General features: G+C 62.9%; 19 protein-coding genes and 1 riboswitch. Of the genes, 17 read left to right on the forward strand and 2 right to left on the reverse strand.

The genetic code is table 11. The features are described 5' to 3' along the window. Nucleotides 1-2: 2 nt before the first annotated feature. Nucleotides 3-2381: a TonB-dependent receptor gene (locus tag JM946_RS11835; RefSeq protein ID WP_203167485.1), complete on the reverse strand. Its 2379-nt coding sequence runs from the start codon at nucleotides 2379-2381 to the stop codon at nucleotides 3-5. A gap of 190 nt (nucleotides 2382-2571) precedes the next feature. Here JM946_RS11835 and JM946_RS11840 point away from each other — a divergent pair, with 190 nt between their 5' ends. The 6 genes from JM946_RS11840 to JM946_RS11865 all read left to right on the forward strand — a co-directional run bounded on the left by JM946_RS11840 (nucleotide 2572) and on the right by JM946_RS11865 (nucleotide 11156). After that, nucleotides 2572-3525, forward strand: a complete 954-nt coding sequence (locus JM946_RS11840; protein ID WP_203167486.1) for an ATP-binding protein — start codon at nucleotides 2572-2574, stop codon at nucleotides 3523-3525. Further along, complete coding sequence (locus JM946_RS11845; protein WP_203167487.1) at nucleotides 3522-4166, forward strand: response regulator; 645 nt, start codon at nucleotides 3522-3524, stop codon at nucleotides 4164-4166. Before JM946_RS11840 ends, JM946_RS11845 begins: the two co-directional genes overlap by 4 nt. A gap of 103 nt (nucleotides 4167-4269) precedes the next feature. Then, complete coding sequence (locus tag JM946_RS11850; RefSeq protein ID WP_203167488.1) at nucleotides 4270-4767, forward strand: MarR family winged helix-turn-helix transcriptional regulator; 498 nt, start codon at nucleotides 4270-4272, stop codon at nucleotides 4765-4767. Then, complete coding sequence (locus JM946_RS11855) at nucleotides 4767-6077, forward strand: S41 family peptidase (RefSeq protein WP_203167489.1); 1311 nt, start codon at nucleotides 4767-4769, stop codon at nucleotides 6075-6077. Before JM946_RS11850 ends, JM946_RS11855 begins: the two co-directional genes overlap by 1 nt. A gap of 324 nt (nucleotides 6078-6401) precedes the next feature. After that, nucleotides 6402-6499: riboswitch (glycine riboswitch) on the forward strand. Nucleotides 6500-6664: 165 nt separating this feature from the next. Next, the gene (locus JM946_RS11860) at nucleotides 6665-9544 is read left to right on the forward strand and encodes a TonB-dependent receptor plug domain-containing protein (protein ID WP_203167490.1); all 2880 of its coding nucleotides are present in this window, start codon (nucleotides 6665-6667) and stop codon (nucleotides 9542-9544) included. A gap of 70 nt (nucleotides 9545-9614) precedes the next feature. Further along, the gene (locus JM946_RS11865) at nucleotides 9615-11156 is read left to right on the forward strand and encodes an amidohydrolase (protein ID WP_407700518.1); all 1542 of its coding nucleotides are present in this window, start codon (nucleotides 9615-9617) and stop codon (nucleotides 11154-11156) included. A 61-nt stretch (nucleotides 11157-11217) separates the two neighbouring features. On the opposite strand, the gene JM946_RS11870 is transcribed toward JM946_RS11865, so the two are convergent. After that, a complete protein-coding gene (locus JM946_RS11870; RefSeq protein ID WP_203167492.1) occupies nucleotides 11218-13932 on the reverse strand; it encodes a serine/threonine-protein kinase in 2715 nt (904 codons plus the stop codon). A 287-nt stretch (nucleotides 13933-14219) separates the two neighbouring features. Between JM946_RS11870 and JM946_RS11875 the strand changes: the two genes are divergently transcribed. The 11 genes from JM946_RS11875 to JM946_RS11925 all read left to right on the forward strand — a co-directional run bounded on the left by JM946_RS11875 (nucleotide 14220) and on the right by JM946_RS11925 (nucleotide 24371). Continuing rightward, complete coding sequence (locus JM946_RS11875) at nucleotides 14220-14582, forward strand: hypothetical protein (protein ID WP_203167493.1); 363 nt, start codon at nucleotides 14220-14222, stop codon at nucleotides 14580-14582. 24 nt (nucleotides 14583-14606) lie between these two features. Beyond that, the gene (locus JM946_RS11880) at nucleotides 14607-14798 is read left to right on the forward strand and encodes a hypothetical protein (protein WP_203167494.1); all 192 of its coding nucleotides are present in this window, start codon (nucleotides 14607-14609) and stop codon (nucleotides 14796-14798) included. A 141-nt stretch (nucleotides 14799-14939) separates the two neighbouring features. Beyond that, complete coding sequence (locus tag JM946_RS11885; RefSeq protein WP_203167495.1) at nucleotides 14940-15269, forward strand: ArsR/SmtB family transcription factor; 330 nt, start codon at nucleotides 14940-14942, stop codon at nucleotides 15267-15269. Further along, on the forward strand, nucleotides 15266-15697 hold the full coding sequence (locus JM946_RS11890) for an SRPBCC family protein (protein ID WP_203167496.1): 432 nt from the start codon (nucleotides 15266-15268) through the stop codon (nucleotides 15695-15697). The genes JM946_RS11885 and JM946_RS11890 overlap by 4 nt, the downstream gene beginning before the upstream one ends. 11 nt (nucleotides 15698-15708) lie before the next feature. Beyond that, nucleotides 15709-15924 (forward strand): hypothetical protein, encoded by a 216-nt coding sequence (locus JM946_RS11895; RefSeq protein WP_203167497.1) that lies wholly within the window; start codon nucleotides 15709-15711, stop codon nucleotides 15922-15924. An 11-nt stretch (nucleotides 15925-15935) separates the two neighbouring features. Continuing rightward, complete coding sequence (locus JM946_RS11900; RefSeq protein WP_203167498.1) at nucleotides 15936-16451, forward strand: DUF1801 domain-containing protein; 516 nt, start codon at nucleotides 15936-15938, stop codon at nucleotides 16449-16451. 109 nt (nucleotides 16452-16560) lie between these two features. After that, nucleotides 16561-18129, forward strand: a complete 1569-nt coding sequence (locus JM946_RS11905; RefSeq protein WP_203167499.1) for a S10 family serine carboxypeptidase-like protein — start codon at nucleotides 16561-16563, stop codon at nucleotides 18127-18129. 70 nt (nucleotides 18130-18199) lie between these two features. Then, nucleotides 18200-21604: a DUF4450 domain-containing protein gene (locus tag JM946_RS11910; protein ID WP_322110935.1), complete on the forward strand. Its 3405-nt coding sequence runs from the start codon at nucleotides 18200-18202 to the stop codon at nucleotides 21602-21604. Between the two features lie 68 nt (nucleotides 21605-21672). Beyond that, nucleotides 21673-22020, forward strand: coding sequence for a hypothetical protein (locus JM946_RS11915; RefSeq protein ID WP_218042765.1), 348 nt, complete (start codon nucleotides 21673-21675; stop codon nucleotides 22018-22020). A gap of 72 nt (nucleotides 22021-22092) precedes the next feature. Further along, nucleotides 22093-23379: a TolC family protein gene (locus JM946_RS11920; RefSeq protein WP_203167502.1), complete on the forward strand. Its 1287-nt coding sequence runs from the start codon at nucleotides 22093-22095 to the stop codon at nucleotides 23377-23379. Beyond that, a complete protein-coding gene (locus tag JM946_RS11925; protein WP_203167503.1) occupies nucleotides 23376-24371 on the forward strand; it encodes an efflux RND transporter periplasmic adaptor subunit in 996 nt (331 codons plus the stop codon). Before JM946_RS11920 ends, JM946_RS11925 begins: the two co-directional genes overlap by 4 nt. The last annotated feature ends 1 nt before the right edge of the window (nucleotide 24372 follow it).

Below are 24372 nucleotides of genomic sequence, written 5' to 3' on the forward strand. Positions count from 1 at the left end.
ATCTAGAGCTTGATCTTGACTCCCAGCCACGCGCCCAACGGCGGGCCGGCGCCGAAGAAGCGCGGATCCTCGAAGTCTTCGAACACTTCATCGGGCTCGCCCAGCAGGCCGAACGTTTCGTAATCCTCGTCGAACACGTTCTCGACTCGTGCAAACACGGTGACCGCGTCGCCGATCCGATACTCGCCGCGCAGATTCAGAATCGAATAGGAATCCGTCTTGCCGAGCAGGTTGGCTTCGTCGCCCCGCAGATAAACGCCCGAGCGCACCACGACGTCGGCGCCGAGGCTGAAGCGATCGGTGAACCGGAAATCCAGGCCGAGGTTCGCTTGATGCTCGGGAATGCCGGGAATGGTCGCACCCGAGCGGACCAGCAATTTGTCGTCGCCGACGATCGCACCCGAGTCCGGCGGGTCGTCGAAGATGGGATGATTGGGGCTGTTGACGATGAAGGTGTCTTCGAAGGTGGCGTCGACCAGGCTGTAGTCGATGAACCAATGCAGTCGCGACCAACGTTGTGACAGGCTGAGCTCGAGGCCGGCGCGGCGCGTGTCGCTCACGTTATCGAAGAATCCCACGTTCGCCTGCGCGCCGCCGGTCGTCTGAAACAGGATGTCGTCGTTGTTGACGGTGTGAAAGCCGCCGAGATGCCAACGGATCTCCCGGCCGAGCGTGCCACGCAGCCCGGCTTCCCAACTCTTGGCGACCACCTCATCCAGCGGCGGGTCGGCGAGAAAGGCGTTGGGAAGATTGCAGGGCGCATCTTCACTGGCGCACGCCAGCTCGACGGGCGAGGGCGCACGCGTCGATTGTCCATAGCTCGCGTACAGCGTCAGTGCGGAGGTCGGTTGAAACGTGATGCCCGCGGCCGGGTTGAACCGCTGAAACTCGTGGCTGCCATTGAGCTCCGGACTCTGTCCCGTCTCATCCTCGAGCCGGATGCGGGTATTGTCGAAGCGACCCGAGACGGTGACGGCGACGCGCTTGGATAAACTCAAAGTATCCGCGAAGTAGAGGCTGGCGCTGGTCACCTCGCTGCTCACGTCGGTGATGAACTCCTCGGCGAAGATGCCGGTGCGCGAGGTGGCGCGATTCTCCAGCAGTCGCGCGACTTCCATCATGGAGTCGAACGAAGAGCGGCCCTCGCTGAATGCGAAGCCCAGCGTCAGATCGTTCTCGCCGCCGAACAAAGTGGAGTTGAGGGCCAGCTGAGCGGAGGCGCCATGGCTCTGCTGGCGCCGCCGGCCGATATTGTTGACCGCATCGAGCTCTTCATCGTCCAGTTCCGCTTCGATGGGCGCGCCGTTCAGATCCAGCACCAGCTCGATGTCCGCATCCGCGCCGGAGGAGCATTCTCCGTTTCCGTCCACGTCGGTGAACTCCTCCTCGACCAGCAATTCTTCGCCATCCACTTCGCACTCTTCGAAGATGGTGCCGTCGCCGTTGAACGTGTCGGTGTCGATGTCCCGATAGAACACGTTGCCCGCGATCTGCAAACGATCGGAAAGCTTGCGCGAGCCTTCCAGGATCAGCTGCACCTGGGTGTTCTCGGTCAGGTCCGGATGGGTGAACACCTGCTCCCGGTCGATCGCCAGCAGCTCGACCGGCGAGGAGCCGTTGCCGCGCAGCTCGGTTTTGCCGTAGGCGCCGCTCAAGTCGAGCGTCCAGTCATCGCCTCGGCCGCTCAGCGTCGTGAACACGCGGAGCGCATCGGATTTCGAGTAGTCCCGCCAGCCGTCTTCCTCGAAGTAGTCGATGTTGCCGTAATAGCCCCAACGCCCGTTATTGCCGCCGGATTGAATGGACCCGGCGCGGCGTGCGAAGGAGCCGCCATACAGTTCGGCCTGAGTGCCTTCATGGGTGAAGCCGTTTTTCATCCGAAGCGACAGCGCGCCCCCTAAGGTATTCAAGCCGAACACCGGCTGCGTGCCGGCCATCAGCTGCACCGACTCGAGCGCGGAGATCGGCACCAGGTCCCAGTTGATGGTGTCGCCGAATGGCTCGTTGATCCGCACGCCGTTCTGATACACGGCGAGGCCCTGCGGCAGACCGAGCAGCGGCGACGCCGTGAAGCCACGGAAGTTGAAATCCGGCTGCAGCGGGTTGTTCTGCGCGTGATTGATGTTCACGCTGGAAAAGCCTCGATTGAGGAAGTCGGTGAGATCGAGGGCGTGCGAACGCTCGAGTTGCTCCGCCGTCGCTCGCTGGACATGGGCGGGAACCAGCGCTGGATCGATGCCGATGCCGTAAGGCGCGGTGACGACGATCTCTTCCAGCGGACGGCCGGGCTCGGCTGCGGCGGCTACGGTAACGTAGGGAATAACCGCGATACAGCTGGCAAAAAGCGAAAGGCGCGCCGCGCGCGAGTGACATGCCGACATGTTCGAAGCTCCCAACGGGTGTGCGGTCGGATCGGAACATCTCCGACTATATGATTCGGTTGCGCAGCGGCGCTTGCCGTAGAATTTCCCATAGGGTCTGCGTGCGATGACAGGGAACGGTTCCCGATGTGCCTGGGAATTCTTCCCGATACACGTGTGACACATGACCAACGCTCAGGGGGAGGGGGCAGTGGAGTCAGAGCCAACCGCGAGTTCGAGGTCCGCTCTCGACCTGGGCGTCGTGGCGCTGCTGGTGCTTGCGGCGGCCGTGTTGTTCACCCAGGTGGAGTTGAACGAATGGTTGTTCGAGCGCACCCGCCACCTGGAGGCGCTGCAAGTCGATGAGGCGCCCGCCACCTTGTTCGTACTGGCCACAGGCATGAGCTGGTTCGCATGGCGAAGGTACCGAGAGGCGCGCACGGAACTCGGCAAGCGGCAAGCGGCCGAACAGCGGCTCGCGCTCCTGTTGCTCGAGAATCGCCGCCTCGCTCAACAGTACCTGGACGCGCAGGAAGCCGAGCGCAAATCCGTAGCGCGCGAGTTGCACGATGAGCTCGGCCAATATCTGAACGCCATCAAGACCGACGCCGTCTCCATCCAGGAGCAGGTGAGCGAGCCGCAGGCCACCGTGGTGTCGGCCATCATCCGGCACATCGATCATCTGCACGCCGTGGTGCGGGATTTGATCAGGGAGCTGCGTCCGGTCGCCTTGGATGAGCTCGGCCTGCAAGCCGCGCTGGAATACCTCCTGGAGCAACGTCAGCAGCGCATGCCGACGGTGCGATTCGAGGTCGCGTTGGAAGGCGATCTGGATACGCTCGGCGAGACGCTGAGTCTGACCCTTTACCGTCTGACGCAGGAAGCGCTGACCAATGTGTCGCGGCATTCACGGGCTAAGCACGTGAGTGTTCGTGTGGCGCGCACCGGGTCTGCCGCCGATGGTTCCGATGCAGTGACCTTCAGTGTCGTCGACGCTGGTCGCGGCGCCGATCCGAGCCAGAGCAACGGCGGACTGGGCTTGATCGGCATGCGTGAGCGTGTCGAAATGCTTGGCGGGCAGTGGCAAGTCACGACCGGCCGGGATCAGGGCTTCAGCTTGCTGGCGCGCATTCCAGTCGGCGATCAGAAGGGTGCAACGGCATGAGCGCTCGGGTGACAGTGCTGTTGGTCGACGATCACGCCGTGGTGCGCGAGGGATATCGGCGCTTGCTGGAAGTGAGCGGTGGGATCACCGTGGTTGGCGAGGCCTGCAGCGCCGCCGAGGCGTATCAAATGTTTTGCATCTTGACGCCGGATGTCGCCGTCATGGACATCTCACTGCCCGGCGTCAGCGGTATCGAGGCGTTACGTCGCATCCTGACGCATCAGCCCAAGGCGCGAGTGTTGATGTTCAGTATGTACGAGGATGCGATCTTCGTACGGCGAGCGCTGGATGCCGGCGCCGCCGGCTATCTGACCAAGGCCGCCGCGCCCCGCGTGATGGTGGAAGCCGTCGCCACCGTCGCTTCCGGCCGGCGATTCCTGAGTCCCGATGTCGCGCAGGCGCTGGCGTTGCGGCCGGTCGGCGCGGAGAGAGCGACCCCCGATGTTTTGTCTGCGCGAGAGTTCGAGGTTCTGAAGCTGCTGGCGGAAGGCTGTTCGGTCAATCAGATCGCGCAACAGCTGGGCGTGAATCCCAAGACGGTATCGAACCATCAGTCCTCGATCCGCCAGAAACTCGGCGCCGAGACGGCGACTCAGTTGCTGCGTGCAGCCCTGCGACTCGGTCTGATCCCGCCGCTCTGAGGCGCCTCGATCGTGAGGCGCTCGTCTGTCGATGACGGAGCAGCGCTTGCGCTGTTGGCAGAGTTTGCTTGCGCAACTGTAACAGCGCTTATACATTACCGGCATGCCTGCTACCGCCAGCGCCACTCTTGGCACCTTGCTCAGACATCTCATCGAGAAGCTCGATGGAGCGGTGGAGCAGAGCTATGCGCAGGCGGGGCTGGACTATCGTGCACGTTACACGCCGGTGGTCCGCGCATTGATGGCGTCGGGGCCGGCGTCCATCCGAAGCATCTCGCGCAGCGCCGGCATCACACACTCCGCCGCGAGCCAGACGGTTGCGCAGATGGTGGAGCGCGGGCTGTTGAAATTCCGGGCGGGAAGCGATGGGCGCGAGCGAATCGTGACGCTGACGCCGGCCGCGGAGGCCATGATCCCCAAGCTTCAACAGCACTGGAGCGCGACCAACGACGCGGCGGCGACGTTGGATTCGGAACTGTCGATGCCGCTGTCGAAACTGCTGCGCGAGGCCATCGAAGCGCTCGATCGGGCGTCCTTCGCGCAACGGATAGAAACAGCCGCGGTCAAACACAAACGGGCTCGAACCAGGAAGAAAAATTGATGCCAGCCATGTTGCCCACTCGCCTGCGCGTCGCGTCCGCGACGTTGTCGCTGTTTTGCATGTCGATGTTCGGCGCATCGCAGGCGGCGACGCCGCCAGAGCACGAGGCAGCCTTGCAAGCCATCATCGCGGCGTTCGAGGAACAGTATGTCTTCCCCGAGATGCGGCCTCGCATTGCCCAGCATCTGAAAGAAGCAGAGCGCAGCGGTCGTTACGACACGCAGGACGCGGCCGAGTTCGCCGAACGAGTCACGGCAGATTTGCAGCAGGTCAGCGGCGACAAACATCTGTGGTTGTCAGTGGATCCTGCCGGCTATGCCGCGGCGATGGAGACTGACAACGATGACGAGCGTGTGCAGGCCATGTGGCAGCGACTGGCGCTACGGGAGCATCATGGCTTGACGGAGATGAAGGTGCTCGGTGGCAATGTTCGCTATCTGCGCATCAGTCGGTTCGACTGGCTCAACGACCAGAGCGGCGCGGCCTACGACCGGGCAATGAGTTTTCTGAAAGACGGTGACGCGGTCATCATCGACCTGCGCGGCAACGGCGGCGGCTCGCATTCGGCGGTTCGTCACCTGGTAAGTCATTTCATGGACGGCGACGTGCTGGAGATGACCTTTCTGGAAGGCTCCAAGCCACCCGTGCAGTCGCGCACCCACGAACATCTTCCGGCCGGGCGGCTCAAAGGCATGCCGCTGTATGTGCTGATCGATCTCAGTTCGGCGTCGGCGGCCGAAGCGTTTGCCTATGACGTCCAGCAATTCAAACTGGGCGAGCTGGTGGGCGGCAAAACCGTGGGCGCGGCCAACAACAACACGTTGCTGCCAGTGGCTCCGAATTTCATCCTCAGCATCTCGTATGGTCGGCCGGTGCATCCGGTCAGCAACACCAACTGGGAAGGTGTCGGCGTCACTCCGAGCGTCGCCGCCGATCCGGCGCAGGCGCTCGAAGTGGCGCATTCGCTCGCGCTCAAGCGGCTCAGCGAGCGGGACGGGGTGAGCGAGGAGAATCTGCTCGAGTACACGTGGGCCAGGGCCGCAGTCGAGGCCAGCCTGCATCCAGTGACATTCACGAAAGATCGATTGCAGCGGCTGGCGGGAAGCTACGGCTCCTACAAGGTCGAGTTTCGTGATGGAACCTTGTGGCTGATCCGGCGCGATCGCGCGCCCGCTCGCTTGTCACCGATGACCGCAGATGGTTTGTTCGCGGTCGAGCGGATCAACGGCGTGCGTGTGAAGCTGACTGGCAAAACGATGGAAGTGTTCCGTCCCGGGCAGCCTCAGCCTCAAGTGCTGCCGCGGGCGTAAAACCTGCGCTGAACGATCACTCCGCACAATCGCGAGGCAGACGCGTCCGTGCGTCGCTCTCGCGTGCAGCATCGTGATTGCCCTCTTTGCGAGCAACCCGCATGACACACAGCGTTCTCCGCGCTGCGTAATCACCTGAAATTCTCGATGCAATTCGGGCGCAACCTTCGCGCCGCGATTCGCGCTCCACGGCAGTGCAAAGAATTACAAACAGGCTGGCACACAAGATGCTTGTATACAGATACGCACTGACCGCGCACGGTTCGCGCGGCGGTAACGCGATGAGGAGCATCGAGCACAAAACAAACAACGTTCCAACAGGTGACCGGATTGGCAGGAGAGTGAGCGCGGCGGCGACGTCGACGCTCCGCCGAAGGAGCAATCTCCCATGAACTCTCAGGCTACAGTACTGCGGATCCGACATGCCGTCTGAAGAGCGAGGCGCGATCTAGGCACGCGTCTCCACCGTCGGGGCAAGCACGGCTCGAGCCGTGCGGAAACTCTCAGGTACCAGGACAGCGGGAGCGGCGCGAAACACCCTTGCGACAAGGGCCGCGCTGCATCGTCCGTGCTGAGGGAGTTGCAACATGTCGAATCTCACGTCTCGTCGGTCGCTGCGCGTCGCTATCTCCAAGCGTTTGGGGACTGCGCTGGCATGCGCCTCGCTGACCTCGCTCAGTGTCGATGCGCAAGAAGCGTCGATCGCAGAAGGTCCCATCGATTCAGTCACCGTCACAGGCAGTCGCATCGCGCGTGACGGCTACGATGCGCCCACGCCGGTGAGCGTGCTCGGTGCGGAAGAGATCCAGACTTCAGGCACGGCGAACGTCGCCGATTTCGTGAATACGCTGCCTTCCGTGCTCGGTAGCTCGACCGCATCCAACTCATCCGGCTCGTTGAGCAACGGTCTGGCGGGCATCGCTGCGCTGAACCTGCGCTCACTGGGCACGAATCGAACGCTGGTGCTGCTCGACGGCCAGCGCTCGGTGGCCTCGGCGTCCACCGGCGCCGTCGATATCAATACATTCCCGCAAGCACTCATCGAGCGGGTGGAAATCGTCACGGGCGGCGCATCCGCGGCGTACGGATCGGACGCTGTCGGTGGCGTGGTCAACTTCATTTTGGATCGCGGCTTCACCGGCGTGAAGACCGATTATCAATACGGCGTCACGACGTACGACGACAATCCCAACCACACCTTCACGCTGGCGGCAGGCGGGCCGTTCGCGGGTGGTCGCGGCCATGTGCTGTTCAGCAGCGAATATTTCACCCAGGACGGAGTGCACACCATCGACCGCGACTGGAACGACCGGGGCGTTTTCCAGATCAACAATCCGAACTACACGCCGACCAACGGCGAACCGTTCCGCTTGGTGGGCCCGAACATGGCGCCGAGCCAGCACACGCCGGGCGGTCTGATCGTCAGCGGCCCGCTGCGGGGCACTTACTTCGGCACGATCGATGCGGCGACCGGGCGGGCGACCGTGGGCCAGCTGGCGTATGGCGTCACCAGCGCGAGCAATCCATGGATGATCGGCGGCGACTGGGAATACACGAGCCTCGGACATGCAAGCAGCAATTCGCTGGCCCCGGACGAGGAGCGGCGCACGATCTTCGGTCGGGCGAGCTTCGAGCTCACGCCGACCGTGACCTTGTTCGCGCAGGTGTCGCACAACGAGTATCAAGGGTTGAGCTATTACCAGCAGACGCCCAACGTCGGCAATGTCACGATTCGCGCCGACAACGCCTTTCTGCCCGACTCGGTGCGACAGCAGATCGCGCAGTACAATGCTGCCAACGATCCCGATATCGCTTCGTTCGTGATGGGCACGACCAACGCGGGTATTCCCGCTGCCGGCAGCGACAACGAGCGCGAGGTGAATCGTTATCTGCTCGGCGCCGACGGCGACTTCGCTTTGCTCGGCCGCGATTGGCATTGGGATACCTATTTCCAGCGCGGCGTCGCGAAGCTCGATGAAAGGCTCATCAACACCTGGAATAACGCCCGCATGGCGCTGGCGCAGGACGCAGTCGTGCATCCGACGACCGGCGAAATCGTGTGTCGCTCGTCGATCGCCGATCCGGGCAATGGCTGCGTGCCCATCAATCGCATCGGCATCGGCGGGGTGACGCAAGCGGCGCTCGATTACATCATTCCGGGCAATCCGTACCGCGAGCAGGAGCTGACGCAGGATGTCGCGGCATTCAACTTCGCGACCAACGATGTCGTCAGCACGTGGGCCGGCCCGGTGTCGCTGGCGTTCGGCGCCGAGTGGCGCAAGGAGAAGATCGACGGCTTCGTCGAGACGCAGTATCAGGCCGGCTGGCTGTACGGCAATTATCTGGTCACCCAGGGCGACTATCACGTCACCGAAGGCTATGTCGAAACGGTGGTGCCGTTGTGGGAGGGACTGGATTTCAACGGCGCGCTGCGCCTGACGGATTACAGTATCTCCGGCAACGTCGAGACCTGGAAGGCGGGCCTGACGTATCAGCCCATCCAGGACCTGAAGTTCCGGGTCACCAGTTCCAAAGACATTCGTGCCCCGAATCTCAACGAACTGTTCGCCGCGGGCACGGCGCGCACCAACACGGTGAATGTGCCGCCGAGCAACCAGGCCGTGCAGTTCGTGCAGAAGCAGACCGGCAGCCTGGCGCTGCAGCCCGAAGAAGCCGAGTCGCTCGGCATCGGCATGGTCGTGACGCCGTCGTTCGTGCCGGGGCTGGCCTTTTCGATCGATTATTTCGACATCGAGATCCAGGACGCGATCGGCACGGTGACCGCGCAGAACACCGTCGACCTGTGCTTCGAGCAGGGCGTGCAAGCGTTCTGTGACAACATCAGCTATGTTACCTCGGGCGATGTGCAGCAAATCTCGGAGATCCTGCTGGTACCGTTCAACTTCGCCAGCCAGCGAACCAAGGGGCTCGATATCGAAGCCAGCTACCGGTTGCCGTTGGGACACGGCGACCTGTCGCTGCGCGCACTGGCGACGCACTACCTCGAGAACAGCATCGACAACGGTATCGATTTCCCGGTCGACTACGCCGGCGTGAACCAGGGTGGCAATGCCACGCCCGACTGGAGTTATCGACTGAGCGCGACTTACGTGCTCGACGTGCTGTCGTTGTCGCTGATCGGGCGCGGAGTCAGCGGCGGCGTTTATAACAACTCGTTCATCGAATGCGTCAGCGACTGCCCGACCTCGACCGTCGAACATCGCACCATCAACGACAACGATATCGGCGGCGCGTTCTACGTGGACGCATCGGCAACGTACTCGTTTGCCATGGGGCCGGCCGAGGCCGAAGCGTTCCTATCGATTCGCAATCTGTTCAATACCGATCCGGAGCGGGTCGGCAACGGCCCGGATGGCAACAACATTCCTGCCTATCCGCAGACCAACCGCATCCTCTATGACACCATGGGCCGGGTGTTCCGGCTCGGCGTGCGCATGTCGTTCTAATCCGAAGGAGACCCACAAGTGATCAAGACGAGCATTGCAGTCCTCGCCGCGTTGTTCGCTCCCGCCGTGTTTGCGCAGCCCGGAATTGAAGCAGGCGACGCTAGCCGGCGTCGACAAGCGCGCCAAGCTGGTTCAGGAGATGGTGGATTCGATTTTCAGTTTCGCCGAGCCGGGCTTCCAGGAGTTCCGCACCTCCGAATACATCACCGGCATTCTGGAGAAGAACGGCTTCAAGGTGCAGCGTGGGGTGGCGGGCATTCCCACCGCCTGGACCGCGACGTGGGGCGAGAGCGGTCCGTTGATCGCCCTCGGCAGCGACATCGATGCGCTGTTGGGCCTCTCGCAAGTGCCAGGCTCGGCCACCATCAAACCGCAGCTGGTTGGTGCGCCGGGCCATGGTGAGGGTCACAACTCCGGCATGCCGGCCGTGGTCGCCGCGGCGCTGTCGGTCAAGGAAGTGATGCAGAAGAACAAGATCCAGGGCCGGCTGATGCTCTGGCCGGGCGTGGCGGAGGAGTTGCTCGCCACCAAGGCGTTCTACGTGCGCGCCGGCCTGTTCGAAGGCGTCGATGCCTCCATCTTCACGCATGTCAGCAAGGATCTGAGCACATCGTGGGGCCCGGCCGGCAACAACGGCATGGTGTCGGTCGAATATACGTTCAGCGGCAAGACCGCGCATTCGGCGGGCTCGCCCTGGTCGGGGCGCAGCGCGCTCGACGGCGTCGAACTGATGAACATCGCATGGAACATGCGACGCGAGCATCTGCCGCTGACGCAACGCTCGCATTACGTGATCACCAATGGCGGCGGCCAGCCGAACGTCGTGCCCGGCGAGGGCACCGTCTGGTACTACTTCCGGGACCAGACCTTTCCGGCGATTCGCGAGCTCTACGAGCTGGGCAACACGATATCCGAAGCGGCGGCGCAGGCCACCGGCACGACCGTCAAACGCCGTGTGCTGGGCTATGCGGCGCCCAACTTTGGAAACAAACCGATCGCGGAGGCCGCCTACGAGAACATGAAAGCCATCGGCATGCCGCAGTGGAGCGAGGACGATCAGGCCTTCGCCAAGGCCGTGCAGGAGGCGAACGGATTCAAGGTGGAGCCGCTGGCCACCGAACTGGCGCCGCTGAGCACGCCGGACAGTCGCGACAGGCCCATGGGAGGCGGCTCGGACGATATCGGCGACATCATGTGGACGGTGCCGACCATCACCATTCGGTTCCCATCGAACATTCCCAATACCATCGGCCATAACGTCACCGCGGCGATGGCGATGGCGACACCGATCGCGCACAAGGGCGCGGTGACGGGAGCGAAGGCCGTGGCGCTGACCGTGCTCGACCTGATGACGACGCCAGAGTTGCTGGCGAGCGCCAAGGATTACTTCAACAACGTGCAATTGAAGGACGCCAAGTACGATCCGGTGCTGAGCGCTGAAGATCAGCCAGCCGTTCACCTCAACAAAGAGTTGATGGAGCGTATCCGGCCGCAAATGGCCAAGTTCTACTACGATCCGAAGAAGTATCGAACCTATCTCGAGCAGCTCGGCGTCGCCTATCCCGGCGTGCCGGGCGCCAGTGTGTCGCCGGCGGCAGGCGAAGCGCCGTAGGAGGACGGACTGTGAAGGCTGTGGTGGCAGAAGTTCGCCACCACAGCTGGCGAATCGTGGCTCAAGCGGTGGGGCGCGCCTCGTGCATCAGTGCGTCGAGTTTTTCGCGCTGCTTCGTGTCCGTGTAGAAACGCGTTACGCGTTCGCGAGCCTTGGTGCGGGTTTCATCGTCCACACCCGGAGCGCTTTCCAGGATCATATAGCTGCTGGTCAAGTGAGCTTCGGCTTCCGCAAGCTTGCCCTGGCGATACAGGACCTCGCCCAACGCGTTCGCCGACCGGGCGGAGCGCCAGGCCGGCGCGTCGGTGCGCTTCCACCGGTTGGCGGCCGCGGTGAGATGAGCTTCCGCATCGACGAGCTTGCCGATCTCGGCCAACGCTTCGCCGAGATAATGTTCGGTCGAGGCGATGTACTGATGGTCCGGCGGCAAGGTCTTGGCGAATGTTTCCAACGTGTCGCCGAGCAGCGCGGCGGCTTCCTCCGGTCGGGATTGTTTCAATAGCACCGTGCTCAACAGCACTTGCAGATAAGCGATCTTCTCGGACGCCGTGCTGCCGGACAGGCGATGCGAGTCCAGCGCCTCTCGCGCCAGTTTTTCTGCTTCCTGGCTATCGCCTTGCGCCAGCCGCACCTGCGCCAGCGACGCCAGGGTATCGGCGACCTTGCTGTTGTTCTTGTAGAGCAGGCGCTGCGCGGCCAGCACGCGATCGAAGATGGGCGCAGCCTCGGCGATGCGACCCTGAAGGAACAGGATTTCGGCGAGGATGCCGTCCGCTTTGACGCGATCGGGCTGACGAGCGTCGACGTGACTGTAGATATCGACGGCTTCGCGGGCGGCCGCTTCCGCGGCCACGAGATTGTCGGACCACGTGTGAATGTTGGCGATCTCGCTCAAGATGCTGCCCACCTGCGGATCGCGCCGTCCCTTCGCCGCCCGCATCAACTGCAGCGCCTCGGTGAAGGATTGCAGTGCCAGCGCGGATTGGCTGCGCACGACCTGGAGCTTGCCGGTCTCCGCGAGCAGCCGGGCTTTGAGCTCGGGGCGGATGAAGTCGATCCGACGCGCCTGCTCGAAGTGCTGGGCAGCTTGCTCGACCAGGCCCGCCTCGCGCTCGGCCATGGCCAGATCGAGGAGGGTGGAGGCGAGCCGCGGGGTGCCGCCAGGCTCCAGCGCCTGCTCGATATCGAGCGCCTTCTGCAGTTGCTCGGCGGCCTGGTTGGGCAGGCCCATGCGTCGATATGAATTGCCCACGGCTCGCAGCACTCGCGCTCGAACCGCCGGCTGCTGGTCCAGATTCATCTCTATGTTGCGACTGGCCTGGTCGAGCACCTCACGCGCCGTGAGCTCCTGGCCATAGTTCACAAATGGATCGGCCGCCTCGAACACGCCGCCCATGAAATCCGACACGGCTTCGGCACGTTCATATTCACGCGTGGCCACTTCCAACGCGCGCTGAGTGGCCGATCGCGAGATGGACAGCATGGTGGTCGTGGCGATCAGGAACACGACGAAGCTGGCGCCGGCGGCGACCGGCCAGCGATGGCGCCGAATGAAACGTTGCGAGTGATAAACCCAATTGCCTTGTCGCGCCAGGACCGGCTCGTTACCCAGATGGCGTCGAATGTCCGCCATGAGTTGGTCGATGGAGCCATAGCGGTGCTGCGGCTCCTTACGCATCGCGCGCATGATGATCGCGTCGATGTCGCCGGCGAGCTGGCGTTCCAGCCGCTCAGGCGTGGTCGACCTGGCTCGGCACAGATCGTCGATCGTAATCTGTCCATCGGTAGGCGAGGCGTAGCGTGCCGCTTGCACCGCGGCGCTCGGGCGCAATGGATCGTTCACACAGATCGAACGTTCCAGCTCCAGCTGGCTCGCCGCGGGCGATGACAACGTGTATGGGCGCAAGCCCGTGAGCAATTGATACAGCACGACGCCCAGCGAGTAGACGTCGCTCGCGGTCGTCACGCGCTCGCCAAGGATCTGTTCCGGGCTCGCGTACTCGGGCGTGAGCAGCCGGTCGTTCATGCGGGTCAGTTCCGCCAGCGTCAGATCCGAGGCGTTGAGCAGCTTGGCGATGCCGAAATCCAGCAGCTTCGGCGTTCCATCCGCGGTCACGAGGATGTTGGCTGGCTTGATGTCACGATGCACGATCAGGTGCTGGTGCGCGAACTGCACGGCGTTGCAGATGCTCAGAAACAGCTCCAGGCGTCCACGCACGTCGAGTTGTTTGCTGTCGCAGTAGCGGTCCACGGCCACGCCGTGGATGTACTCCATGATCAGATAGGGCTGATGATTCTCGGTCTCGCCGGCGTCCACCAGGCGGGCGATGTTGGGATGATTCAGGCTCGCGAGGATCTGCCGCTCGGCCTGGAAACGCAGACCGAAACTCGAGGCCGCGCTTTCATCGATGATCTTGACCGCGACCTGGGCCGAATACGCTTTGTCGGCGCGCTCGCCCAGATACACCGTGCCGGAGCCGCCGTGGCCGAGGATGGCAACGATGCGGTAGCGGCCGATCACCTTGTCGAGCATCGCGCGCTGGCGATCCACCGAGGTCTGATCGATGGCGTCGCCGATAGCGCGAGAGAGGGGGCCGGCGCCGTGACGCGTCTCATCCTGCGCCAGCAACTCGAGCAGATCCCGGCGTTCTTCTTCGTCGATGGCCTCGCGCAGCACAAATGATTCGCGTACAGCACGGTCGAGCTTCAGGGCCTGCCCCCAAAGCTCCTCCAATCGTTTCCAGCGCTGCTCGTTCGTCACTCTCGAAATTGTCATAACCAGGGCATGCGGCCGTTGCAACGACCGCCGCGAAGTTTAGATGCGAACGCAAGCGGGCCGCGTCCCACCGGTCCGCAGATCCATGAGCCCTCAGCCTTGCGACCCGCAGCGAGGGTTTCTCCGCACCGAGAGTACAGCAATCCCCTGATTACCGGGCCAGTGTGACATAACTGGGGCACGGATGCGCCCATGCCCGTGATGCCCTTCGGAAGAGGGTGTCGCTATGACCTATGAGCCGAGCCGCGAAGGCGCGGGCCTTTCACTTTTCTACGGGAGTCACTCGAATGCGTATCGTATCTATTGCTGCTTCGTTGGTGTTTGCTGCGGGCATGTTGGTTGGAACGGTGGCCGCGGCAGACGAGACTGCAGGCGGGAAGCGCCCGCTGTTCGCGGATGAAACGGCTGGCGGCAAGCGGCCCTTGTTTGCCGACGAAACGGCGGGCGGCAAGCGACCTTTGTTTGCTGACGAAACGGCTGGCGGCAAGCGGCCCTTGTTTGCTGACGAAACGGCTGGCGGCAAGCGACCTTTGTTTGCTGACGAAACGGCCGGTGGCAAGCGACCTTTGTTTGCTGATGAAACGGCTGGCGGCAAGCGGCCTTTGTTTGCTGACGGAACGGCCGGTGGCAAGCGGCCGCTGTTCGTCTAACCCCCACACGAGATGATCATCCTCATGAAAACCGCATATCTGGTCTCTTGCAGCGTTCTGGTGGTCCTGATGACGACGGTGGTAGGTGCGGTCGGCAGCGACGTTGCGACGCCGAGCAGCACGGTTCAGCAGTCAGCGTCGGCAGATACCGACCTGCTGGTCCAGCTGAACTCCGCGCCGACCTTCTCGGATTCCACCTTGCGTCGGCCGTTCTGATGCAGGGGCGGGGCTGATCGACGGACCTTTCAGCCCCAATCCAGCCTGAATCCAACCCCTCCCTCCAGCCTCGTGTATCGCACCTTGACATCAAACATAGCCCGGTGGTTATATATCGATCCATAGCCAACGGGTTATCAATTGCCTAAGCCAGACGTCCGCGACGTGCTCTTCAGAACGCTTGCCGATCCCACGCGGCGGGCGATCTTCGAGCAATTGTGTCGCGAGGGTGAGCAGACGGTCGGAACGTTGACCACCCATGCCGGGATTTCGCAGCCGGCGGTCTCCAAGCATCTGGGTGTGTTGAAGCAGGCCGGCCTGGTGCGCGATCGCCATGAAGGTCGGCAGACGCACTACCGGGCGCAACTCGGCGCATTGGCGCCGCTGATCGACTGGACACGCGAGATGGGCGGCTTCTGGGAACGCCGTTTCGATCAACTCGAAGATTTACTCAAAAGGATGGACCAATGAGCCACGCCGCAGCCGAAACGCGCTCCGTCGTCGTCGAACGTGACATTCCGCATCCGCCGGAGAAACTCTGGCGCGCGCTCACACAGCCGCATCTGATCGAAGAGTGGCTGATGAAGAACGACTTCGTGCCCGCCGTGGGCCATCGCTTCCAGCTGCGGGGCGAGTGGGGCGGCGTGTTGGACTGCGAAGTGCTGACCATCGAGCCGAACAAGACGCTGTCGTACACCTGGAACTTCGAACACGACGACGCGGCCTTCAATCTGCACAGCGTGGTGACGTTCACGCTCACGCCAAGCAGCGCAGGCACGCATCTGCGTGTGGAACAGGTGGGCTTCCGTCCCGAGCAGAAGCAGGCTCTCGGCGGCGCCAAGGCGGGCTGGCAACAGTTCCTGGAAAAACTCGAGCAGCTGCTGGCGCGGCCAGCCTGAAGGAGGGATTCATGAGCAAGTGGATCCGACAGATTCATCGCTGTCTGGCCGTCGTTTTCACTCTGGCGGTGCTCGCCAATTTCGCGGTCATGGGGCGTGAGCAGCTGGCGTTCTGGGTCGGTAGCCTGACCCTGATCCCGCTGTTCTTGCTCCTGTTCACCGGCCTGTACATGTTCGTGCTGCCTTATGCCGCCAGGTGGCGCAGTCAGCGACTCGCCCGCGAATAGGAACGGACGCGATGGCCAGTCACAGCGCCAGGAAGTCGGCCCGAAAATCGTCCACGAAAACGGTCACGAAAAAAGCCAAGGTGAAGGTGGCGAAGCAGGCCAGCTCGAAATCCGGCGGCGCCGGGCAGCCCGTCCTGCTCTCCGGCGGCAATCCGCAGATTCCCAAGGGCTATGGCGACGAGCCGGTGCAGGCCTACATCGCCGCCATGCCCGATTGGAAGAAAGACATCGGTCGCAAGCTGGATCGCCTGGTGACGCGCACCGTGCCCAAGGTGCGCAAAGCCGTCAAGTGGAACTCGCCGTTCTATGGCATGCAGGACGACGTGTGGTTTCTCAGCTTCCACTGCTTCAACAAGTACGTGAAAGTGACGTTCCTCAATGGCGGTTCGCTGCAGCCGCAGCCTCCCGGGCAATCCAAGTATCCTTACGTGCGTTACCTCGACATCTACCCAGACAAGCCATTCGATGAAGCGCAATTCATCGACTGGATCCAACAGGCCAGCCGCTTACCCGGCGAAAAAATGTAGCGCAGCCGGGTTGCCGGCGCGGATCGTGTGTGCGATGGGAAACGCGCAATAGCGCGCATCATCTGCACGCGCGCGGTGCTAGATTGCGGCGGCCAACGAGGAGGAATGGATGTTGAGAGCGATCGTTGCGGCCGTCTGCGCCATGGCTTGGGCATTTTCGAGTGTGAGCGAGGCGGCGCCCGTCGAGCCGCATGCAGACACCATCGTCACGACCAAGAACTCGGTCCGTCTGGAGGGTGGCAAGACACTGCGTTACACAGCGCACACCGGACTGCTGCCGCTCTATGTGAACGATACGGGCGAGCGCATGGCCTCGATCTTTTTCATCGCGTACACCGTCGAGCGCGCAGCGGGCCAGCCGAAGCGGCCCGTGACATTCCTATGGAACGGCGGGCCGGGCGCCAATTCGGCGCAAGTTCATGTGCTGGGCTTCGGGCCCAAACGGCCACAGACGCCCGAGACCTATCCTGAGTACGGTGCCAACGTCGAACGTCCCCTGGTGGATCATCCGGAGACCTGGCTGGAGCACAGCGATCTGGTGTTTGTCGATCCGGTGGGCACGGGTTTCAGTCGGGCGACGTCCGAAGCGTATCGAGCGACGCTGTTCACCGGACACGGCGATGCCGAGGCCGTGGCCGAGATGATTCGCGTCTACCTGACGCGTTTCAATTTATGGGACGCGCCGCTGTTCATCGGGGGCGAAAGCTATGGCACGACACGCGCGATGCTCGTCTCCGCGGCGCTCGAGCGCCGCCGCACTCATCTCAATGGCGTGCTCCTCATCTCCGGCAGTTATGAAGCCGGACAGCAAGTGCCACAGAACCTGAAGGATGCGCTGGCCATCACTGAGTTCACCGCCACTGCGCATTATCACAAGCGGCTCTCGTCGGAGCTGCAAGCGTTGCCGCTGGAACACGCGCTCAGGCGGTCGGAAGAGTGGGCGCGCAACACGTATGCGCCAGCCCTCGCTCGTCCCGCCGAGTTGACGGCTGAGGAGCGCTCGAAGGTTCTTACGGAGTTGAAGCACTACACGGGCGTGGACGGCAGCCGCGCGAATGCAGAGACGCTTCGCCTCACGCGAGATGTCTTTGCCGATGCGTTGCTTGCGGACCAGGGGCTCGAGCTCGGACGATACGATGGACGGATGTTTCGCAAGGCGCGGCCCTCCGGGCAGCCGTGGATGCCATTCGGTCACACGCCCGATCCCAGCCTGTCGCGTACCATGGATTTATTGACCGGCACATCGCGTGTGTTCAACAGCTACGTTCGCGACGTGCTGGGTTTCCAGAGCGATCTGCTCTATCAAGGCCCGTTCGGTGGCGCGTTCCATCCCGAACCGCTGGCTATCGATCCGCTGACCGGCTTCGCTCCCGACTGGATGACGGCTCGGTTCAAGATGGGGGATGACAAGGCGTCGGAGCCGCCCTTGCATCGGGCGATGACACTCAATCCCAAGCTGCGCGTCCTCAATTTCAAGGGACTGTACGATGGCTCGTGCACATTGCTCGACGAAGCAGTGGCTCGCACGGAGCCCGAGCTGCGCACCCGAGTCAGCAATGTATGCGTGCCGGGCGGACACATGTTCTACACGGATCGCCTCGCTCGGCAGCAGGCCAAACGCGCGTTCGCCGACTTCATTCAGCGCGCGACCGTTTCCGAAGAGCGTCCCACATCGTGAGGCGATGAGCCACACCGCTCATCTCTGATTACAATCCGGTCGGGGGCTGCTCGACCGGAGAGTGTTGTTGGTGTCTATCGGTGTGTCATGGGCCGCGCAGCGCGCGGCCACCGTCGTTACAGTCTGCCTGGCGTTTCTGGTTCCTGCGGCGTTGCATGCGCAGGCGCCCTCGGCCGTCGGAGGAATTCATCCGAACACCGCTTCGCGCATCGAGCGGCCGTTGCGCTATCGGCCGGTGGGCGAGGCGTTTGTCATTCAGAACGGCGCCGAGCGATTCAATCGGCCCCTGTATGGCGGCAACACGGCGTTCCGCGTCGATGGTGGAGACAAGCCGGAATTCGTTCTCTACTTGCCGGGCCGCGGCGGAAATCTGCGCTTTGCCTTACGCTCGAAAGGCGACATTCGATGGCTGCATGACGCCGCGGACATCGAGACTGGCTATCGTCCCGGCGAATTGTTCTACACGATTCGTGATCCGTTGCTTGGAGAGGACGCCGTCGTACGCCTGACGGCGCTCGCATACGCCAACACGGAAGGGCTGATCCTGCAGCTCACGCCTGAAGGTGTTGCGCGCGGCGTGGAGTTGCTCTGGGCATTCGGTGGAGTGAACGGTCAGCGAGGCAAGCGCGACGGTGACATCGGCACCGAAGCGGCGCCGATCAGCGAATGGTTTCAGCCCAAGCCCGAGTTCGCCGCTGACAACCGGATCGAACTGAAGGGCGCAGGTCGTTTCGTGCTGACATCGAAGGCGGCCACATTGGTGGGATTGACCTCGGCGACGCTGCCCATGCGGATTGCCAGTGCGGATCAGTGGGATCGTCCTGCCGAATTGTTTGCACCACTGCGGAGTCGAAGCGCAGCGACGGCGGAACGCCCGCTCGTCGTTGGCGCGTTGCCGCTCGACAAAGGCGCCACCTATCTTTCGCTTCAACGCAGCGGCGTCGATGAAGCAGCGAACAAGGAGCTCGACGTTTACAGCGCCGTGACTGCAAACCGGAGCGGAGGCGCGGAGCAGGTCAGTGGCCCCAGGCTCGCAGCAGAATTCTCCCGCGATTCGCTCGCTGCACAGTTCAATGCGGCGCGCGAGCATTTTGCAGCCCTACGAAGCCGCGTAACGATCGACACGCCCGATCCTTTCCTGAACGCGGCGGTCGGCGCACTCAATGTGGCCGCGGATGCTGTGTGGGACGAACCTCAGCAGGCCATCATGCACGGCGCGATTGCGTGGCGCGCCAAGTTGTTGGGCTGGCGTGGGCCTTACGCGCTCGATGCGCTTGGTCTGCATGAGCGAGCGCAGGCGAACTTCAAGTATTGGTTCGGGCGACAGAACGTCGATCCTGTGCCCGAGAAGATCCCGCCGGCGGACAAGGAATCCAATCTGGCGCGCAGCGAGGCGGGACTGCATTCGAACGGCGATATGGCGAACGCGCATTATGATATGAACGCCGTGTTCATCGATGCGCTGTTTCGGCATCTCGAATGGACTGGCGATCTCGAGTTCGCGCGCCAGGCGTGGCCGGTGATCGAACGCCATCTTGCTTGGGAAAGACGATTGTTTCGCCGCGAGTTCGCAGGCGCTCGCGAGCTGCCGTTATATGAGGCGTATGCGCAGATCTGGGCGAGCGACGATCTGCAATACAGCGGGGGCGGCGTGGCTTATGCCTCAGCCTACAATCTTTATCACAATCGCATGGCTGCGAAGATTGCCGGATTGCTCGGTCACGATCCGAGCGCGTACGAGGCGGAAGCAGAGGCGATCGGCAAAGCCATGCGGCGTTACTTGTGGCAGGCGGATGAAGGCGCGTTCGCTGAATACAAAGATCTGCTGGGCCTGCAGATGGTGCATCCCAGCGCCGGGCTGTGGAGCTTTTATCACACCGTCGATTCAGGCGTGCCGACGCCGCGCGAGGCGTGGTCGATGGCGAGCGCGGTCGAGCGTAACAATCCGCGTCTGCCGATTGCAGGGCCGGGCGTGCCGGGCGATCGGCGCTATCAAATGTTCTCGACCACGGACTGGATGCCTTATTCCTGGTCGATCAACAACGTCGTGATGGGTGAGAACCTGCATACGGCGCTTGGCTTCTGGCAGGCAGGGCGGGCCGAGGCGGCTTATCGGCTCACCAAAAGCTCGTTGCTGGCGAGCATGTACATGGGCATCTCGCCCGGGAATGTCGGCTCGATGAACTACCTCGACGTCTATCGGCGCGAAGCGCAGCGAGATTTCGCGGACGGCTCGGGGGTGATGTCGCGGACCATTGTCGAGGGTTTGTTCGGTTTGAAGCCTCGCGCGTTGGATGGTGAGCTGGAGCTTCGGCCGGGATTGCCGCTGGAATGGGATAGGGCGCGTCTCACGCACCCCGATGTCACCGTGGCGTTCGAGCGTGAGGGTAGATTGGATCGCTGGATCGTCGGGCAGTCTGCCGTGCATCGTTTTGAATCGTTGCGGCTGGTTGTGCCGGCGACGCATGAGGATGTGGCGCGGGTCACGATCGATGGATTGGAGGTCGAATGGCGCGCTGGGGCCGAAGCGGTGGGGCGGCCTTTGCTGGAGATCGTTGCGCCATGGTCGTCGACCGAGGCCGTGGTGGAGATTCATTGGGCTGGCGAGCCGTTGCGTGCGGGCGATGTTCCGGGGAATCGGTTCGTTCGGGCTCGGCAGGGGATGTTTGAATGGTGGCAGCCTTCACTGCAGACGCGGGTTGCTCAGGAGCCTTCGCCTACGAGCCCTTATGAGCGTTCCGCTCGAATGCGGCTCGAACCGGTCGACTTGAATGTCTATTTCAACGATCGGGTGACGGAGATATTCCGCCATGGGAAGTATCGCAGTCCCCGGTCGCCTCATGTATCGCTCGCGTTGCCTGCGCAGGGGATTGGGGCGTGGGCGGGGCACGTGAATGCGATGGCCAACATCGACGATGCCGGGTTGCGGCGTGTGGCGGCGGCAGCGAACGATCGGTTGTTGCTGCCGGATGGGGTGATGTTTCGGACGCCGGGTGCGGTTGGTGAGCCCAACATCGTGTTCACGTCGCAGTGGGATAATTACCCGAGCGAGGTTTCGATTCCTTTGTCGGGGCGGGCGGGGCACGTGCACCTGTTGATGGCGGGGTCGACGAATCACATGCAAAGTCGCATCGACAACGGTGAGGTGGTGGTCCGTTATACGGACGGGACGCTCACTCGCTTTGCCCTGCGCAACCCGTCGACCTGGTGGCCCATCGAACAGGACTATCTCACCGATGCCTATCAGTTCCCGCTACGAGCACCGCGGCCCACGCGGGTTGATTTGAAGTCGGGGCAGGTTCGAGTTGGAGGCTCTTCCGAGGAAGCGTCGTACGGGGGCGTCATCGACGGCGGCGCCGCTACTGTGCTCGACTTTCCCCTGGAACGTTCGCGCACGCTTCAGTCGATCACGGTTCGCGCTTTGGCCAATGATGTGGTTGTTGGCCTCATGGCGGTGACGCTAGTCCGGGAGTAGAGAGCAGTAAGCCGCGAATTGAGATATGATTCGCCTCCATGTGGTGTACGCCGCGCATAGCTCGTTTGTTGCTGTGGACCTTGGTCCTGGCAGTGCTGACTGTGAAAGTCAGTGGCGCGCATGTTCATTTGTGCATGGATGGCCAGGAGCCGCCGGCGGCGGTGCATATCGCGGATCTTCATGACGATGAACATCATCAGGATGAAGGCCAGGCGGACAAGGATGTGAATCCGCTGGTCGGGACGCTGGCCAAGAAGGGCGGGCCCGAGTTTGATGTTGCACTTGCTGTTGCGCTGACCGTTCTGAGCTGGGAGCTGCCCGTTGCAAAAACGGGGGTGCCTGCCGCTGAACCCGATTCGCTTCCCACCGACGACTCCTTCTATTGGCGACCGCCGCTGCGCGGGCCGCCGGCTTAAGCCTCTTCGCATTCTCAAGTTCTGAGTGACTGAGCGTCGTTCCGCGAGGACGTCGCTTGCGGAGGCATTTCAATGAGAACAAGCATGGCGCCCGCCTGGCGTGCGGGTGTAGTCGTGTGCGCGCTTGGCTGGATGATCGGGGCGCACGGCGCCGCGTCGCGTGCGCAGAATGAACTGACGCTCGAACAGGCGCTGACGCTTGCAGCTGAGCGCAATCCGCAGATTCGCAGCTTCAAGTTGGAAGCCGAGAGTCTGGCGGGCCGCTCCGAGTTCGAGGCATTGGGGCCCGCATGGAGCGTACAAACCGAATTCGAGAACTTCGGCGGGACCGGAGAACTCTCGGGCATCGACGCGCTCGAATCGACGGTGCAGTTGTCCCGTGTTTTCGAGCGCGGCGGCAAGTCATCGCTCCGCAGGGAGCTCGGAGCAAGACAGATCGATGCGCTTGCCGCTGATCACCAGGTTCGGAGCGGCGATCTGCTCGCCGAGGTCGCTCGACGTTTCATTCATGTCGTGTCCGACCAGCAAGCGCTGCTGACAGCGCGACGCGCGACGGCGCTGGCTCGCACCACGCGAGATGTGGTGAAACAGCGCGTTCAGGCGGGCGCGTCATCGCCGGCGATGCTCAGCAAGGCGGAGATCGCGCTCGCCCGGGCGGGTATCGAAGAGGAGCATGCCGAGCACGAGCTGGCGAGCTCACGGGTGAGTCTTGCCGTGTTGTGGGGCGATGCCAGCGCTTCGTTCGGAACCGCCGCGGGCAATCTGTTCGACTTGCCTGCGATCGAACCGCTCGAAGCGTACGCACAGCGGCTTGAATCGAGCCCAGAGTTGTCACGATTTGCGTCGGAGGCGAGGGCGCAGGATGCGCGCATTCAGCTGGCTGAGGCAGGCAGAGCCGCCGATGTATCCGTTGCCGCCGGCGTGCGCAGGCTCGAATCGTTCGACGACCATGCGTTGATCGCATCGTTCTCTGTTCCGTTGGGAACGCGGCAAAGGGCTGCCTTGCACGAGAAATCAGCGCGTGCCGAGCGCGCGCGTATCGATGCAGAGCGCGAGGCGCGTCAGCTGGATGCGCAAGCGAAGCTGTTCCAGTTGTATCAGGAGATCAGTCACGCCCGGACCGAGGCGCAGGCGCTGCATACAAACATCCGACCTCAGGCGGAGGCCATGCTGGCCACCACCGACCAGGGATACCGCGCCGGTCGCTTTTCTCTGCTGGAGCTGGCGGATGCGCAGGCGCAGTTGCTCGAAATCGAGCGCCAGGCAATCGAGGCTGCCGCGCAGTTTCATACTTTACTCATAGAGATCCGACGCGTGACGGGTGCGCCCGTTCGCGCATTCGAAAGGAGCGCGCCATGATCAGATCATTCGCAGTTTTGCTGGCGGCCCTGCTGATCGCCGGCTGTGGCTCCTCGAACGAGCCTGCCAGCGCGCGCGACGAGCACGGCCACGAACAGGACGGCGAGCGCGGAAACGAGCACGACCATGGCAATGGCCACGAGGTCGGGCACGACGACGGCGCCGAAGAGGGGCGGGAAGGCCGCACCACCATCGCCGCGGCCGTGGCGCAATCCATGGGTGTGGCGACCGGCCAGGCGGGCCCCGCAACACTTAAAGAAACATTGTCTCTCTCCGGCGTGATCCAGGCCGATCCTGCGCGCGTTTCCAGAGTACGAGCAAGGTTCCCGGGTGTGGTCCGCGAGGTGGCGGTGCAACCTTGGTCAACCGTGAAGCGCGGCGCTGTCCTCGCGCAAGTACAGAGCAACGAAAGTCTGCAGAACTACTCGATCGCTGCGCCCATCGGTGGCGTGCTGGTGGAGCATCGCGCTCAGGTGGGGGAGGCCACGGCCGAGGAGGCGCTGTTCACCATCGTCGATCTCAGCAAGGTGTGGGCCGAGCTCGACGTGTTTCAAACCGACCTTGCGCGGATCAGCGAACAGCAGCCGGTGCAGATCCTGGATCTGGATGGCCGCGAGCTCGCGGACGGGCATCTTTCCCGGATCGCGCCGTTGGCCGTTCACGGCAGTCAGAGTGTCAGGGCGCGCGTAGTGATAGACAACGCCAAGAGAGATCTCCGGCCCGGGCAGTTTGTCACCGCGAATGTGACGGTTGCCGAAACGAAGGTGCCGCTTGCCGTACGACGTGAGGCGTTGCAGAGATACCGCGATTCCGACGTGGTGTTCGAGCAGATTGGCGACACGTATGAAGTGCGCAAGCTCGAACTGGGACGCGCCGATGCGGATCACGTCGAGGTGCTCGAAGGTCTGCGGCAAGGCGCTCGTTACGTCACCGGGAACAGCTACCTGATCAAGGCCGACATCGAAAAGGCCGGCGCCGGCCACGATCACTGAG

It is taken from the genome of Steroidobacter gossypii (assembly GCF_016801985.1).
Lineage (GTDB): Bacteria > Pseudomonadota > Gammaproteobacteria > Steroidobacterales > Steroidobacteraceae > Steroidobacter > Steroidobacter gossypii.